Here is a 13,931-nt window from a genome sequence, read left to right as displayed (position 1 = left end):
CCTGCTACCGGGCACGCGCGCGACCCGCGCGGCGGCCGCAGTGTGAATGAGTTAGTTTTGTGCGTGAGGTCTTCACGCGGGAAGGTTTGTTGTGATAGCTGCCCTACCTGAATTCATTTAAGCTCAGGCGCTCTGAAGCCCTGCGCGTGCATCACGCCGGGGCTTCTTCATCCTTTTTCATAGGAACCACCTCCCATGGCGGCATTGCAGCAGCGCACCCTCGACCTCATCCGCGGCCACCAGGACACGGTGGTGACGCAGTGGGCTGAACAACTGGCGGGCCAGAGCCAGGACGGCCGGCTGTCGGCGCGTGAGCTCGACACGCAGGTGCGCGGGTTCTGGGGTCTGTTCCAGTCCGCCCTGTCCACCTCGGGCAGCGGCCTGGCCGGGCCGGAGTGGCAGGAGATCCAGCACTTCCTGGAACAGCTCTCGCGCGACCGCGTGCTGAAGGGCTTCAACTCCGCCGAGACCGCCAGCTTCCTGTTCTCGCTCAAGCGCCCGTTGTTCGAGCTGTTCCAGCAGCACCTCGCCGACGATCCCAAGGTGCTGGGCGATCAGCTCTGGGCGATCTCCGAGCTGATCGACGGGCTGGGGCTGCACAGCGTCAAGGCGTACCAGAAGACCCGCGAAGACGTGATCCAGCGCCAGCAGGAAGAAATGCTGGAGCTGTCCACCCCGGTGGTGAAGCTGTGGGAAGGCGTGCTGGCGCTGCCGATGATCGGCACGCTGGATTCGCAGCGCACCCAGGTGGTGATGGAGTCGCTGCTGCAGCGGATCGTCGACACCGGGTCGGAGATCGCCATCATCGACATCACCGGCGTGCCGACCGTGGACACCCTGGTCGCGCAGCACCTGCTCAAGACCGTCACCGCCATCCGCCTGATGGGCGCCGACGCGATCATCAGCGGCGTGCGTCCGCAGATCGCGCAGACCATCGTGCACCTGGGCCTGGACCTGCAGGGCATCGTCACCAAGGCCAACCTGGCCGACGCCCTGGCACTGGCGCTCAAGCGTACCGGCCAGACGGTTACCAAGGTCGCCCGCTGAAATGGATCGCATCCCTATCCTGCAGATGGGCGATCTGTTGCTGGTGACGATCCAGGTGGACATGCATGACCAGCTTGCGCTGACCCTGCAGGACGACCTGACCGATCGCATCCAGCGTACGTCCGCGCGCGGTGTCCTGATCGACATCTCCGCGCTGGACATCGTGGACTCGTTCATTGGTCGCATGATCTCCACCATCTCGTCGCTGGCCCGGATCATGGATGCCACCACCGTGGTGGTGGGCATGCAGCCGGCGGTGGCCATCACCCTGGTGGAGCTGGGGCTGACGCTCACGGGCGTGCGTACGGCGTTGAATGTCGAGCGCGGCATGCACCTGCTGCGGCAACCCGACGAAGACGCGTCATGACGGCGGTGAGTGGCTCGCTGCCGATCCGCGTCGAGCAGGACGTGGTCCTGGCCCGCCAGGCCGCGCGCCAGGCCTCGGTGGCCTGCAAGATGCGGCTCATCGACCAGACCAAGCTTGTCACGGCCGCCAGTGAGCTGGCCCGCAACGCGGTGATCTATGGCGGCGGCGGCAGCATGGAATGGGACGTAGTGGACCGTGGCGTGCGCCGTGGCCTGCGCCTGGTGTTCTCGGACAACGGCCCGGGCATTCCCGATATCGCCCAGGCACTGACCGATGGCTGGACCTCGGGTAGCGGCATGGGCCTGGGCCTGTCCGGCTCACGGCGACTGGTGGACGAATTCGAACTGGAGAGTGCGCCCGGCAAGGGCACGCGGGTTGCCATCACCAAATGGATCTGAATTTCTCCGGCCGCGTCACCCGCGTCGTGGTCGTGGAGGAGGTCTCGCAGGTGGGGCAGGCACGGCGCGAGGCGCAGGCCCTGGCCGACCACATCGGCTTCGACGGGATGGACGCCGGGCGCGTAGCCCTCGCGGCCACCGAACTGGCCACCAACGTGATCAAACACGGGCACGGCGGGCGCATGTACCTGTCCGTGGTCTGCGCGCGCGGCGGCCTGGGCGTGGAGTTGTGCACGCTCGACGCCGGCCCCGGGTTCTCGCTGGCGCAGTCGCTGCCCGATGGCTACTCCACCGGCGGCACGCAGGGCCTGGGGTTGGGCGCGATCCGGCGCCAGGCAACGCTGCTGGAGGCGTGGTCGGATGCGAAGGGGAGCGTGGTGGTGGCGCGGATCTACGCCAGCCGCGCCGCGCGCGACGTGGACGTGCCCTACGGCGCGCTGCGCCTGCCCATGCGCCATGAGGAGGCCTGCGGCGACGCATGGCACCTGCATGCCGATGGCCAAGCGGTTGCGATGACGCTGATCGATGGGCTGGGTCACGGCCTGCAGGCGGCGGATGCCGCGCAGGCCGGCGTGGCCGCGGCCGCCCAGCGCGGCACCGCGTCCGCACCGGACCTGATCAATGCGCTGCACGTGGGCATGTCCGGCAGCCGCGGCGGTGCGGCGGCGGTCGCGCGCGTGGACGTGGCCAGTGGCGCGCTGGAGTTCGCCGGCATCGGCAACATCTCCGCCACCCTGTGCGAACCCACCGGCAGCCGCGGCATGGCGTCCCACCCGGGTATCGTGGGCGTCCAGTTCCGCAAGACCCAACCATTCCATTTTCACACGACGGCAGGCACGCTTCTGCTCATGCACAGTGATGGACTGCAGGCGCGTTGGAGCCTGCGCGACTACCCCGGCCTGCTCCACCGCCACCCGGCCCTGATCGTGGCGGTGCTGCAGCGCGACTTCGACCGTGGCCGCGACGATGTCGGCATCATTGCCCTGCGCCTCGGAGACCTGCATTGAACACCCTTCCCGCCGAACAGGAACGTGACCGGCTGCGCGCCGAAGCCGACGCGCTGCGCGCCGAACTGGACGAAACCAACCAGGGCGTGCTCGCCCTGTATGCCGAGCTGGACCAGCAGGCCGAACAGCTGCGCGAAGTGTCCGAGCTGAAGAGCCGGTTCCTGTCCTACATGAGCCATGAGTTCCGCACGCCGCTCGGCTCGATCCTGAGCATGACGCGGCTGCTGGAAGACGGCATGGATGGACCGCTGACCGACGAACAGCGGCGCCAGGTGCGCTTCATCAGCGGCTCGGCCAGCGAACTGCGCGAGATGGTGGACGACCTGCTCGACCTGGCCAAGATCGAGGCGGGCCGCATCACCATCTCGCCGGCATGGTTCGACCTGATGGACCTGTTCTCCGCGCTGCGTGGCATGTTCCGCCCGCTGATCGAGGGCAACCAGGTGGACCTGCTGTTCGAGGACCCGCCGCCGCTGCCGCTGCTGTACACCGACGACAAGAAGCTGGCGCAGATCCTGCGCAACTTCATTTCCAACGCAGTGAAGTTCACCCCCAATGGCCAGGTCGTCGTTTCGGCCCGCCTGGTGGAGGACCATTCGGTGCGCTTCAGCGTGCGCGATACCGGTATCGGCATCCCGCAGGACGCGCTGCCGACCCTGTTCGAAGACTTCGTGCAGGTCGATACGCCGCTGCAGAAGCGCCTGCGCGGCACCGGCCTGGGGCTGTCGCTGTGCAAGCGCTTCGCCGAGCTGCTCGGTGGGCGGGTGGGCGTGGTCAGCGAGGTGGGTCACGGTTCGGAATTCCATGTGACCCTGCCGCTCAAGCTGGCCGGGGAGACCGTCGATGCCGATGCGTGACACGATCCTGGTGGTGGATGACAACGCGGCCACGCGTTACGCCGTGCGTCGGGTGCTGGAGCACCATGGCTTCCGCGTCGAGGAAGCCGGCACCGGTGACGAAGGCCTGCTGCGCCTGGCCGAACAGGATTTCGGCGCGCTGGTGCTGGACGTCAACCTGCCCGACATGAGCGGCTTCGACGTGGTGCGCCGGCTGCGCTCGGACCCGCGCATGCAGCTGTTGCCGGTGGTGCATGTGTCGGCCGCCTCCATCGCCACTGGGGACCTGATCACGGGTCTCAACGCCGGTGCCGATGCCTACCTGATCCACCCGGTGGACCCGGACGTGCTGCTGGCCACGCTGCGCAGCCTGCTGCGCGCGCGCCGTGCCGAAGAGGCGCTGCGTGAAGCCGAGGCGCGCTTCGGTGAGATATTCCGCCAGATCAATGCGCCGATCGGCGTGCTGGATGCGCAGCTGCAGGTGCACGAGGCCAACGATGCCTTCAAGCGCCTGCTCGGCGACGACCTGGGGCCGGGCCAGATCGAGTCGTTGCTGGACCACCAGTTCGGCCTGATGAGTGCACTGAAGGTGGCGCTGTCCGAAGGCGAGCGCTGGCAGGGCACGTTCACGCTGCCGGTGCTGGGCAGCCGGCGGATGACCGAATGGCGGGTGACGCCGTACAGCGCGCCCGGGCTCGGCCTGGTCCTGGTCGAGGACATCACCGAGCGGCATGTGCGCGAGCTGGAACAGCGCCAGGAGCTGGAAAGCGCCAACAGCGAGCTGGCCTTCCAGATCGCCGAGCGCGAACGCACCGAGATGGAGCTGATGCAGGCCCAGAAGATGGACTCGCTGGGCCAGCTGACCGGCGGCATCGCCCACGACTTCAACAACCTGCTGACCACCATCATCTCCGGCCTGGACATGATTGAAATGGCCGCCACCAGCGGCAAGTGGGACAAGGCCAGCCGCTATGTGGACATCGCCACCGCGTCGGCACACCGCGCGGCGGCGCTGACCCAGCGCATGCTGGCCTTCGCGCGCAAGCAGCCGCTGGACCCGCAGACGTTCGACGTGGTCGCCCGCGTGCGCTCGCTGGAAGACATGCTGCTGCGCTCGATCGGCGAGAACATCGAGCTGGAGCTGGAGCTGGGAACCGAACCGCTGGTCGCGGTGGCCGACCCCAACCAGTTCGAGAACGTGATGCTCAACCTGGTCATCAACGCGCGCGACGCGCTGGCCGGGCAGGGGCTGATCCGGGTCCGCGCCGGTCGTGCGCACATCGAGCGCGACCATGAGCTGTCGCCCGGTGACTACATCAGCGTCAAGGTGATCGACAACGGCAGCGGCATTCCGCTGGAGCTGCTGACCAAGGTGTTCGAGCCATTCTTCACCACCAAGCCGCAGGGCGAGGGCACCGGCCTGGGTTTGTCGATGACCTACGGGTTCGCGCGCCAGTCCGGGGGCAGTGCCCGCATCGCCAGCGAGCCGGGCGAGGGCACCGAGATCGAGCTGCTGCTGCCGGAAGGCCGGCTGCTGGCCGTTGAAGAGACGGCCGCGCCGGTGCAGATCCAGCGCGGGCATGCCGAGCGGATCCTGCTGGTGGACGACACCGATTCGGTGCGCATGATGGTCCGCGAAATGCTGATCGAGGCCGGTTACCAGGTGGTGGAAGCCACCAACGCGCAGCAGGCCCTGTTGGAGCTGCATTCCGACCGCGAGATCCAGCTGCTGCTCTCCGATGTGGGCCTGCCCGGCATGAACGGCCGCGACCTGGCCGACGCCGCCCGTATGCTGCGCCCGACCCTGCCGGTGCTGTTCATCACCGGCTATACGGAGAGCGCGGTGGTGCGCAACGAGTTCCTTGGCGAAGGCATGTCGTTGCTGCCCAAGCCGTTCAGCGTCAACGAGCTGCTGCGCAGCGTCCGCGCCATGTTCGGCAGCGCGTGATGCAGGGGGCGGCCGTGCCCGGCCGCCCATATCCCAGCCTGCGGCGGTGGGGTATCCTGCGCGCCGCTGATCGTCGGCGCACCGAGTTCTGCCCATGCCCGTTTCGTACCCGCTGCGCCAGCAATGGCTCGGCAACCTCCGCGGTGACCTGCTGTCCGGCACCGTCGTAGCCTTGGCGCTCATTCCCGAGGCCATCGCCTTCTCCATCATCGCCGGCGTCGACCCCAAGGTCGGCCTGTATGCCTCGTTCTGCATCGCGGTAGTCACCGCGATCGCCGGAGGGCGACCGGGCATGATCTCGGCCGCCACCGGTGCGATGGCGCTGGTGATGGTCGACCTGGTCAAGGACCACGGCCTGCAGTACCTGTTGGCGGCGACCCTCCTCGCCGGGTTCCTGCAGATACTGGCCGGCGCGCTGAAACTCGGGGCACTGATGCGTTTCGTATCGCGCTCGGTCATCACCGGCTTCGTCAACGCCCTTGCCATCCTGATCTTCCTGGCGCAGATGCCCGAGCTGATCGGACGCTCCTGGCAGGTGTGGGCGGTGTGCGCCGCGGGCCTGGCCATCATCTATCTGCTGCCGCGGCTGACCCGGGCGGTGCCGTCGCCGCTGGTGGCCATCGTGGTGCTCACCGCGCTGTCGATCGGGCTGCACTGGGACGTGCGCACCGTGGGGGACATGGGCGCGCTGCCCGACAGCCTGCCGGTGTTCCTGTTCCCGGACGTGCCGCTGACCTGGGATACGCTGAAACTGCTCTTGCCGGTGTCTGCGACGCTGGCGGTGGTGGGCCTGCTCGAGTCGATGATGACCGCGCAGATCGTCGAGGACATGACCGATACCCCGAGCCAGCGCAACCGCGAATGCGCCGGCCAGGGCCTGGCCAACATCACCGCCGGACTCTTCGGCGGGATGGGCGGCTGCGCGATGATCGGGCAGTCGGTGATCAACGTTTCCTCGGGTGGGCGCGGGCGGCTGTCGTGCCTGTGGGCAGGCGTGCTGCTGTTGCTGCTGGTGGTGTATGGCGCCGAGTGGGTCCGCCAGATCCCGATGGCGGCGCTGGTCGCGGTGATGATCATGGTCAGCATCGGCACCTTCCACTGGCGCTCCTTCGCCGAGTTCCGCCTGCATCCGACGAGTTCATCGGTGGTGATGGTGGCGACGGTGGTGGTGACGGTGGCCACCCACGACCTGGCCAAGGGCGTGCTCACCGGCGTGCTGCTGTCGGCGCTGTTCTTCGCGCGCAAGGTTGGCCGGCTGCTGGTCGTGGACGACCACGACGACGCTGACGGCGTGCGCACCTACACGGTCACCGGCCAGGTGTTCTTCGCTTCGGCCGGACAGTTCGCCGAGAGCATCGATTTCCAGCACGTGCCTCCGCGGGTGGTCATCGACCTCAGCCATGCCCACTTCTGGGACCTGAGCGCGGTGGGCGCGTTGGACCGGGTGCTGCTCAAGTTGCGCGCGCACGGTGCGCAGGTGGACGTGGTCGGGTTGAACGCGGCCAGCCAGACCCTGGTGGAGCGGCTCGGGCGACGACCGCAGGCCGGCGGAAGCGCGTCCGGCAGCGCTCACTGAACCCGGTCAGGATTCGACCCTCAACATCGGCAGCCCAGGGCCGCTACCAGCTCACTGCCCCGGATCACGCGTGAGTTGCACCGCGCCGACTGGGCCGCAATGGACTGCGTGACGTCGTAGCGGCGCCCAAGGGCGTGCGCTGTTCTGTACTCCTGCCTGGAACACCCCATGTCCGTGTCCCGCTCGTCCGTGTCCAAGCGCCCCGGCAGCATCGCCCATCGGCTGATGCTGGGAACGGCGCTGATCGCCATGCTCTGCTTCGGCGTGACCGCCGCCCTCAGCTACCACGAGGCCAGCCAGGCGCTGCTGGAGTCCTCGCGGCGGACCATGGAAAGCCAGGCCGAGGCGGAGTCGCGCCGGGTCGGTGCCGACCTCGCCGCCGCGTTTTCCACGAGCCAGGCACTGGCCGACAGCCTGGTAGTGCAGCACCGGGTGGGCACACTGACCCGCGTCACCGCCGCGCAGGTCCTGCAGCAGCAGCTGCAGTCGCACCCGGAGTGGGTGGGGTTGGGCACGCTGTGGGAACCGGAGGCGTTCGATGGCAAGGATGCCGCGTTCGTCAACGCCGAAGCCCACGACGCCACCGGCCGTTTCATGAGCTACTGGGCCTGGCAGGACGGTGTGCCGGTGCAGGACGTGTTGAAGGGCTACGACGTGCCCGGCGATGGCGACTGGTACCTGCGGCCGCGTGCGCTGAAGCGCCCCACCGTGAGTGAGCCATACAAGTACGAGATCGGCGGCAGGCAGGTATTGATGACCACGCTGTCCACCCCGGTGCTCGACAACGACGCGTTCCTGGGCGCGGTGACCGTGGACGTCGGCCTGGCGGCATTGCAGCAGCGACTGGCCGCACTGCGTCCGATGGGCGAAGGCCATGTGGAGCTGATATCGCCCGGTGGCATCGTGCTCGCTGCACAGGACGCCAGCCAGATCGGGACGCGCCGCGATGACGCCACGACCGCGCAGGTCCTGTCGGCGGTCGCCGCCGACCAGCGCTTCGAGGCGCTCACGCCCGACGCCGCCGGCAACGTGAAGGCCTACGTGCCGCTGCGCATCGGCGCCAGCCAGGAACGCTTCGCCCTGGGCGTGATCGTGCCGTACGCGCTGATCACCGCGCAGGCGCGCGCGCTGTTGTGGATCATCCTGGCGGTGGGCCTGGGCGCGGCGCTGGTGCTGAGCGTGAGCGTGTACGTGCTGCTGCGCCGACAGGCGATCCGCCCGCTGGCCGATGCGGTACGCCTGTCGGCCGACGTGGCCGAAGGCCGCCTGGATACGCCGTTGCCGCCACCGCGCAATGATGAGGTCGGGCGGCTGCTCGAGTCGATGCAGCGCATGCGGGGCCAGCTGCGCGCGGTGATGGCCGCGCAGCGCGAGATGGCCCAGCGCCATGACGCCGGTGAGCTCGGCTACCGCATGGACGCCCAGGCGTTCCCGGGCGAATACGGGCGCATGGTGGACGACACCAACCAGCTGGTCGGCGCCAACATCGCCGTGACCCGGCGCCTGGTCGAGGTGATGCAGCGCTACGCCGTCGGCGACCTGTCGCAGGACATGGACCGGCTGCCGGGCGAGCAGGCGGCGTTCACCGACGCGATGGACACCACCAAGACCAACCTGCGCGCGATCAACACCCAGATCCGCGACCTGGCCGGCGCGGCCGCGCTGGGCGACTTCACCCAGCGCGGTGACGTGGTGCGGTTCGACCATGATTTCCGCGGCATGGTGGAAAACCTCAACACCATGATGCAGGTCAGCGACGACAATCTGCAGCAGATCTCCGCACTGCTGCGCGCCATCGCCGCCGGCGATCTCACCGCGCGCATGCAGGGGGAATTCCATGGGGTGTTCGCACGCATGCGCGACGATGCCGATACCACCGTGACCCAGCTGACCGACATCGTCGGCCGCATCCAGCAGGCCACCGCCAGCATCAACCTGGCCGCCGGCGAGATCGCCTCGGGCAACAGTGACCTGTCGCGTCGCACCGAACAGCAGGCGGCCAGTCTGGAAGAGACGGCCGCATCGATGGAGGAGCTGACCTCCACGGTGCGCCAGAACGCCGACCACGCCGTGCAGGCCAACCAGCTGGCTGCCGGTGCGGCCGAGGTCGCCGAGCAGGGCGGGCTCGTGGTGGGGCAGGTGGTCAGCACCATGGCCGGCATCGAGTCATCGTCCAAGCGCATCGCCGAGATCATTTCGGTGATCGATGGCATCGCCTTCCAGACCAACATCCTGGCGCTCAACGCAGCCGTGGAAGCCGCGCGTGCAGGCGAACAGGGACGCGGGTTTGCGGTGGTGGCCACGGAAGTACGCGCGCTGGCACAGCGTTCGGCCGGTGCCGCCAAGGAGATCAAGCACCTGATCGACGACTCGGTCGCGCACGTCAGCGAGGGCTCGGCGCTGGTGCAGACGGCCGGCCGTACCATGCAGGAGATCGTGACCGGCGTGCGCCGGGTCAACGACATCATGGCCGAAATTTCCGCCGCGTCGAAGGAACAGTCCGCCGGTATCGAGCAGGTCAACCAGACCATCACCCAGATGGACGAGACCACCCAGCAGAACGCGGCGCTGGTGGAAGAAGCCACCGCTGCGGCCCGTGCGATGGAAGAGCAGGCCCAGCACCTGGGCACCGCCGTGGCGATCTTCCGCACCGACGCGTCGGCGGCGATCGGTCCGCGCTCTGCGCCCCGCCGCGGGACGCCGGTGTCGCGCGCGGTGGCGGCACCGGCCGAGGCATGGGAGACGTTCTGACCCGCCGCGGCGCCAGAACGCAAAAGCCCGGTCGCATGACCGGGCTCCTGGGGTGCATTTACAAGGAATGGCTTACCAGCGCATGCCCTGGAAGGGGTTCCAGCTGGTGTCACCCTTTACCTTTTCCAGGTAGTAGTTGTAGTTGGTGGTGAGTGCGATGAGCAGTGACCAGGCGACGGCCATGCCGCGACCGATCACGTCGGGCAGGAAGGCCAGCACCACGGCGAGCACCACGGTCAGGCCGACGATGGTCAACGCCTTGCGCCACATGCCCAGGACGAACAGGTAGATGCAGCCGAAGAACAGGGCGAAGAAGTTGAAGTTGACCTTGATCTTCTGGCCGAACGGCAGCGCTTTGTAGGCGGCCTTGAAGGCGGGGGAGCTGGGGGCGCCGTGCGTGGCGAAGAAGTTGAAGCGGAACTGCCACTTGGGGCTGTAGGACGAAGCGATGTTGGAATCCATATCCGATTACTGAGGTTGAAAACGTTTACATGATAGTTGCTGCCTGGTACTTCGCGCCAGTTTCCTGACGCTGCAACGCACCTCCGCGAGGGCGCGAAGGTGGCGTCACACATTCGTCCCCAAATTGATATAGGGTTCGCATTCCGCGCGGCAGGGAGCCCCGCGGCGTATTCGGAATGCCAAGAGAAAACAGACCATGTCGAGTGTAGTGATGTCCCCTGAGCGTCCTCAGGCCGGCCCGCGGATCGCGCCGTGCCCGATCGCCACCCAGGCGCAGCATCTGCTGGCACAGCTGCAGTATTCCCACGTGGGTTCGCGCGCACTGGCGCGGCCCCCGGTCGAGACCGACGTCGCCGTCGAGGCGACGCCTGCCTGACCCGCCGGCGTGGCGCTCACCTGCGCTGCGCCTTGCCAGGTGGCCTGCCGAGGACCCTTGCCCGACCGATACGGGCGGGCGGGTTTGCGCAGTACAGCGTGCGGCCATATCCCAACGAGGGCGCCCACCGATCTGCGCTGCCAGACCGGGGGCGGCTACCCCGCATCTCCACGCTGAATGGGCAGAACCTTGTGCCGCAAGGCCTGCGGCTATTTGTCGCATTGGGCATGGTGGGGACCTCGGCCGGATTTGCTGAATGGGGGGGAATCCGCGAAAGCCCCTTTCGCACCCGGCTTACATTTGCCCCCCTATGCTGGGCCGCATTTTTCGTCCCAAGCGGTTGGAGAGTTCGTGGGTTCCGGTAGTCACAGACATCAGCGGGGCACCGGCCATGGCCACGCCCACGCAGGACACAGCAGCGCCAGGGTGCGCGCCGGGATCGGGATGACCCATCAGGTGCCGGGCAACGCCGGCTGGACACGCGCTGCACAGGGTAGCCAGGCATGAGTGTGCAGACAGTCAACGCCACGCTCGATGCGGGGCGCTCGGTGCTGCCCGCCGAAACCCCGCTGGGCATGCCGGAGCAGACCTTCCGCGACGGGCGGCTGCAGGTGCGTCGCCAGCGTACCGCGCCGCGCATGATCGCCTTGCGCCGCTTCTATATCTTCGGCGGCACCGCCGCGATGACCGCCGCCGCCACGGCGATGATGTGGAAGGTGCTGGCCACCAATGGCATCACCGTGCTGGAAGGCTGCCTGCTGGTGCTGTTCGTGGCGCTGTTCGCCTGGATCGCCCTGTCGTTTGCCGGTGCCGTGGCCGGGTTCCTGACGGCGGTGTTTGATCGCGGCTACAAGCTGGGCATCGATCCGGACCAGCCGCTGCCGCAGGTGCATACCCGCACCGCGCTGTTGATGCCCACCTACAACGAAGACCCGCGCCGGCTGCTGGCGGGATTGCAGGCGATCTACGAATCGGTCGCCAGCACGGGACAGCTGGAACAGTTCGACTTCTTCGTGCTCAGCGATACCCGGCGCGACGACATCGGCGCGGCCGAAGAGCAGGCCTTCGCCGAGCTGTGCGATGCGGTCGGCGGGCATGAGCGCCTGTTCTACCGGCGCCGTGGCGACAACAGCGGGCGCAAGGCCGGCAACATCGCCGACTGGGTGCGCCGGTTCGGCGCCGGTTACCCGCAGATGCTGATCCTCGACGCCGACAGCCTGATGACCGGCGATACCATCGTGCGCCTGGTGGCCGGCATGGAACACAACCCCGATGTCGGCCTGATCCAGACGCTGCCGGCGGTCATCGGCGGGCGCACCCTGTTCGCCCGCATGCAGCAGTTCGGCGGGCGCGTGTACGGCCCGGTGATCGGTCGCGGCGTGGCCTGGTGGCATGGCGCGGAAAGCAACTACTGGGGCCACAACGCGGTCATCCGCACCGAGGCCTTCGCCGACAACGCCGGCCTGCCTCCGCTGCCCGGCCGGCAGCCATTCGGCGGCCATGTGCTCAGCCACGACTTCGTGGAGGCGGCGCTGATGCGCCGCGGCGGCTGGGCCACGCATATGGTGCCGTATCTGCGGGGCAGCTATGAGGAGGGTCCGCCGACCCTGACCGACATGCTGGTGCGCGACCGCCGGTGGTGCCAGGGCAACCTGCAGCACGCCAAGGTGGTCGGCTCCAAGGGCCTGCACTGGGTCAGCCGCATGCACATGATGATCGGCATCGGCCATTACTTCACCGCGCCGATGTGGGCGATGCTGATGCTGATCGGCATCGCGATCCCGCTGTTCCAGGGCGGTATCGACTTCAGCGAAATGCTGCACCTTTCGCCGGGCGTGTACTGGCGCCAGCAGGATGAAACCCAGGTGATCCGCATGTTCGCGATCACCATGGCCGTGCTGCTGCTGCCCAAGGTGCTGGGCTACATCGCCATGCTGATGGACCCGGTGGAGCGGCGCGGCTGCGGCGGCGGGATCCGCGCGTTCGTGTCGATGCTGCTCGAAACCGTGCTGGCGGCGCTGATGGCACCGGTGGTGATGTACGTGCAGTCGCGCGGTGTCGCCGAAGTGCTGGCCGGCAAGGACTCGGGCTGGGATGCGCAGCAGCGCGACGACGGCGGTATTTCCTGGCCGGCCCTGATCCGCGGCTATGGCGGGCTGAGTGTGTTCGGGCTGTTCATGGGTGTGCTGGCTTACGCGGTGTCGCCGGCCCTGGCGGCGTGGATGGCACCGGTGGTGATCGGCATGGTGCTGGCCATTCCCGTGGTCGCGCTCACGTCCGGGCGCCGTGCCGGTGACGTGCTGCATCGCCTGGGCCTGATGGACATTCCCGAGGAGCTGGCCCCGCCGACGATCCTGGTGCGGGCGGCGCAGCTGCGCCGCGCCGCTGCCGAACGCGCCGGGCACTGAGCCGTACCGCCGCATACCCCGATGACTGCCACGGGCCATCTGCCCGCATAATGCCTCCAGAAAGCACTGGAGCTGCACGATGTCGCACCTGTTGGAAACCGTCGTCAACGAAACCGCCCCCGCGCCGCAATGGTCCGTGATCTGGCTGCATGGCCTGGGCGCGGACGGCAACGACTTCGCCCCGATCGTGCCCGAGCTGCTGCGCCCGCACTGGCCGTCGATCCGCTTCGTGTTCCCGCACGCGCCCGTGCAGCCGATCACCATCAACAACGGCGTGCGCATGCGTGCGTGGTACGACATCGTCAGCATGGATTTCCGCTCGCGTGCCGATGCCGCCGGCGTGGACGCATCCGTGCAGGCGCTGGACGCGCTGGTCGAGCAGGAGATCGCACGCGGCATTCCCGCCGAGCGCATCCTGCTGGCCGGCTTCTCGCAGGGCGGCGCCATCATCCTCAGTGCGGCGCTGCGCTGGACGCGGCCGATTGCCGGCCTGATCGCGCTGTCCACCTATCTTCCGGACCCGGAGGCGGCCGCCGCCAACCGCGTTGCCGATGGCATCCGCCCGCCGGTGTTCATGGCGCATGGCGCGCAGGACCCGGTGATTCCGCAGCCCATCGCCGCCCACACCGCGCAGGCATTGAGTGCACTCGGCTTCCCGCTGGAGTGGCATTCCTATCCCATGGCCCACCAGGTCTGCGGCGACGAGCTGCAGGCGTTGGGCGACTGGCTGGACGCGCGTTTCACGACGGCCTGAG

At 68.0% G+C, this 13,931-nt stretch carries 12 protein-coding genes; 11 read left to right on the top strand and 1 reads right to left on the bottom strand.

Annotation, left to right across the window (positions count from 1 at the left end; all coding sequences use genetic code 11):
• The first annotated feature begins 195 nt into the window (after nt 1-195).
• The 8 genes from AC3ITN_RS17050 (at nt 196) to AC3ITN_RS17015 (ending at nt 9,930) form a co-directional block, all read left to right on the top strand.
• Complete coding sequence (locus AC3ITN_RS17050; RefSeq protein WP_489391270.1) at nt 196-1,047, top strand: STAS domain-containing protein; 852 nt, start codon at nt 196-198, stop codon at nt 1,045-1,047.
• 1 nt (nt 1,048) lies between these two features.
• Complete coding sequence (locus tag AC3ITN_RS17045) at nt 1,049-1,414, top strand: STAS domain-containing protein (protein WP_489391269.1); 366 nt, start codon at nt 1,049-1,051, stop codon at nt 1,412-1,414.
• Nucleotides 1,411-1,812: an anti-sigma regulatory factor gene (locus AC3ITN_RS17040; RefSeq protein WP_313348029.1), complete on the top strand. Its 402-nt coding sequence runs from the start codon at nt 1,411-1,413 to the stop codon at nt 1,810-1,812. The genes AC3ITN_RS17045 and AC3ITN_RS17040 overlap by 4 nt, the downstream gene beginning before the upstream one ends.
• Entirely contained in the window at nt 1,803-2,819 is a 1,017-nt protein-coding gene (locus AC3ITN_RS17035) for an ATP-binding protein (RefSeq protein WP_489391268.1), read from the top strand. The genes AC3ITN_RS17040 and AC3ITN_RS17035 overlap by 10 nt, the downstream gene beginning before the upstream one ends.
• On the top strand, nt 2,816-3,676 hold the full coding sequence (locus tag AC3ITN_RS17030; RefSeq protein WP_313348031.1) for a sensor histidine kinase: 861 nt from the start codon (nt 2,816-2,818) through the stop codon (nt 3,674-3,676). Before AC3ITN_RS17035 ends, AC3ITN_RS17030 begins: the two co-directional genes overlap by 4 nt.
• Complete coding sequence (locus tag AC3ITN_RS17025; RefSeq protein ID WP_489391267.1) at nt 3,663-5,603, top strand: response regulator; 1,941 nt, start codon at nt 3,663-3,665, stop codon at nt 5,601-5,603. The genes AC3ITN_RS17030 and AC3ITN_RS17025 overlap by 14 nt, the downstream gene beginning before the upstream one ends.
• 94 nt (nt 5,604-5,697) lie before the next feature.
• Nucleotides 5,698-7,179, top strand: a complete 1,482-nt coding sequence (locus tag AC3ITN_RS17020; protein WP_489391266.1) for a SulP family inorganic anion transporter — start codon at nt 5,698-5,700, stop codon at nt 7,177-7,179.
• A gap of 168 nt (nt 7,180-7,347) precedes the next feature.
• Nucleotides 7,348-9,930, top strand: coding sequence for a methyl-accepting chemotaxis protein (locus AC3ITN_RS17015; protein ID WP_489391265.1), 2,583 nt, complete (start codon nt 7,348-7,350; stop codon nt 9,928-9,930).
• A 72-nt stretch (nt 9,931-10,002) separates the two neighbouring features.
• On the opposite strand, the gene AC3ITN_RS17010 is transcribed toward AC3ITN_RS17015, so the two are convergent.
• Nucleotides 10,003-10,392, bottom strand: coding sequence for a DUF2628 domain-containing protein (locus AC3ITN_RS17010; RefSeq protein WP_313348035.1), 390 nt, complete (start codon nt 10,390-10,392; stop codon nt 10,003-10,005).
• Nucleotides 10,393-10,588: 196 nt separating this feature from the next.
• Between AC3ITN_RS17010 and AC3ITN_RS17005 the strand changes: the two genes are divergently transcribed.
• The 3 genes from AC3ITN_RS17005 to AC3ITN_RS16995 all read left to right on the top strand — a co-directional run bounded on the left by AC3ITN_RS17005 (nt 10,589) and on the right by AC3ITN_RS16995 (nt 13,930).
• Nucleotides 10,589-10,768 carry a hypothetical protein gene (locus AC3ITN_RS17005; RefSeq protein WP_489391264.1) on the top strand — a complete coding sequence of 60 codons (180 nt, stop codon included), beginning with the start codon at nt 10,589-10,591 and terminating at the stop codon, nt 10,766-10,768.
• A gap of 503 nt (nt 10,769-11,271) precedes the next feature.
• The gene (gene mdoH / locus AC3ITN_RS17000) at nt 11,272-13,176 is read left to right on the top strand and encodes a glucans biosynthesis glucosyltransferase MdoH (RefSeq protein WP_489391263.1); all 1,905 of its coding nucleotides are present in this window, start codon (nt 11,272-11,274) and stop codon (nt 13,174-13,176) included.
• Between the two features lie 88 nt (nt 13,177-13,264).
• The gene (locus AC3ITN_RS16995; RefSeq protein WP_489392959.1) at nt 13,265-13,930 is read left to right on the top strand and encodes an alpha/beta hydrolase; all 666 of its coding nucleotides are present in this window, start codon (nt 13,265-13,267) and stop codon (nt 13,928-13,930) included.
• The last annotated feature ends 1 nt before the right edge of the window (nt 13,931 follow it).

Source organism: Stenotrophomonas sp. KH_036_B, assembly GCF_057839485.1.
The sequence above is the reverse complement of the archived record's forward strand: the minus strand, read 5'-3'. Positions and strand labels throughout refer to the sequence as shown.

Coding starts and splice junctions, on each gene's coding strand:
- AC3ITN_RS17050 (WP_489391270.1), top strand. CDS start 196: ATGGCGGCATTGCAGCAGCGCACCCTCGACCTCATCCGCGGCCACCAG.
- AC3ITN_RS17045 (WP_489391269.1), top strand. CDS start 1,049: ATGGATCGCATCCCTATCCTGCAGATGGGCGATCTGTTGCTGGTGACG.
- AC3ITN_RS17040 (WP_313348029.1), top strand. CDS start 1,411: ATGACGGCGGTGAGTGGCTCGCTGCCGATCCGCGTCGAGCAGGACGTG.
- AC3ITN_RS17035 (WP_489391268.1), top strand. CDS start 1,803: ATGGATCTGAATTTCTCCGGCCGCGTCACCCGCGTCGTGGTCGTGGAG.
- AC3ITN_RS17025 (WP_489391267.1), top strand. CDS start 3,663: ATGCCGATGCGTGACACGATCCTGGTGGTGGATGACAACGCGGCCACG.
- AC3ITN_RS17020 (WP_489391266.1), top strand. CDS start 5,698: ATGCCCGTTTCGTACCCGCTGCGCCAGCAATGGCTCGGCAACCTCCGC.
- AC3ITN_RS17015 (WP_489391265.1), top strand. CDS start 7,348: ATGTCCGTGTCCCGCTCGTCCGTGTCCAAGCGCCCCGGCAGCATCGCC.
- AC3ITN_RS17010 (WP_313348035.1), bottom strand. CDS start 10,392: ATGGATTCCAACATCGCTTCGTCCTACAGCCCCAAGTGGCAGTTCCGC.
- AC3ITN_RS17005 (WP_489391264.1), top strand. CDS start 10,589: ATGTCGAGTGTAGTGATGTCCCCTGAGCGTCCTCAGGCCGGCCCGCGG.
- mdoH (WP_489391263.1), top strand. CDS start 11,272: ATGAGTGTGCAGACAGTCAACGCCACGCTCGATGCGGGGCGCTCGGTG.